The 1,048-nt window shown below is 59.0% G+C and carries 2 protein-coding genes; both read left to right on the plus strand.

Annotation, left to right across the window (positions count from 1 at the left end; genetic code table 11):
- Nucleotides 1-81: 81 nt before the first annotated feature.
- Nucleotides 82-474: a transposase gene (locus CKW40_RS45285; RefSeq protein WP_244571574.1), complete on the plus strand. Its 393-nt coding sequence runs from the start codon at nt 82-84 to the stop codon at nt 472-474.
- Nucleotides 458-1,033, plus strand: a complete 576-nt coding sequence (locus CKW40_RS45290; RefSeq protein ID WP_244571575.1) for an IS630 family transposase — start codon at nt 458-460, stop codon at nt 1,031-1,033. The genes CKW40_RS45285 and CKW40_RS45290 overlap by 17 nt, the downstream gene beginning before the upstream one ends.
- Nucleotides 1,034-1,048: the final 15 nt, after the last annotated feature.

A 1,048-nucleotide genomic window follows, 5' to 3' on the forward strand; every position in this document is an offset into this window, starting at 1 on the left:
CTAAAGCGTGTCGCGATTTAAGGGATTCAGGATTCCCCTTGATTTGAGTTCGTGATTCATTGCGGTTGAAAGGAGACCGCGATGGGCAAGCCGCTACCGCTTGAGTTGCGTCGGCGTGTTGTTGCGTATGTCGATGAGGGACATGGTCACCGCGATGCTGCACGCCATTTCCGCGTTTCGCCTCGCTTTGTGAACAATCTGATCAATCTGCGCCGGCAGACCGGTTCGCTTGAAGCCCGCCGGCAGGGCCATGTTGGGGGCGGAAAGCTTGAGCCGTATGCCGAGTTTGTCCGCTTGCGGTTGGCCGAGACCGGCGAACTGACGCTGGATGAGCTTTGCGTCGAACTGGAGGAGCGCGGGGTGAGCGTGCACCGCTCCAATGTCGGGCGCCTGCTCCAACGCCTGGGGCTCAGTCATAAAAAAAACTCTACAGGCCAGCGAGCAGCAGAGGGCCGACGTGCGCCAGGCGCGTGAACTATGGATGGGGCGGCGAAAGCGCTTCTTCAACAAGGCTTTGACGCGGTTGATCTTCATCGATGAGACGTCGACCAACACCAAGCTGACCAAACGCACAGGCTGGGCGCCGAAGGGCAAGCGCTTCAGGACGCATGCACCATTCGGCAAATGGCAGACGCAGACCTTTATCGCCGGGTTGCGATGCCACGGTCTTGTCGCGCCATGGATCGTCAACGCGCCGATGAATGCCGCCATCTTCGAACGCTACGTCGAAACTCAGCTCGCTCCCGAACTGTCGCCCGGCGATGTCGTCATTCTCGACAATGTCGGCTTCCACAAGAACGAGCGCGCCGCGCAACTGGTTCGCCAAAGGGGCGCATGGCTCCTGTTCCTGCCGCCATACTCGCCCGACCTCAACCCGATCGAGATGGCCTATTCAAAACTCAAGGCGAGGCTGCGAAAGAAGGCGGCCAGAAGCTTCGATGCACTCTGCGAGGCTCTCGGCGATATCTGCCATCTGTTCGAGCCAACCGAATGCAGAAACTTCTTCAAAGCGGCCGGATATGAGGCCGATTAATCGCGACACGCTTTA

This window comes from Mesorhizobium carmichaelinearum (assembly GCF_900199455.1).
Classification (GTDB): Bacteria; Pseudomonadota; Alphaproteobacteria; order Rhizobiales; family Rhizobiaceae; genus Mesorhizobium; species Mesorhizobium carmichaelinearum.

What these genes read in the sequence shown, in the direction of transcription:
- CKW40_RS45285 (WP_244571574.1), top strand. Translation starts at nt 82, where the DNA reads ATGGGCAAGCCGCTACCGCTTGAGTTGCGTCGGCGTGTTGTTGCGTAT.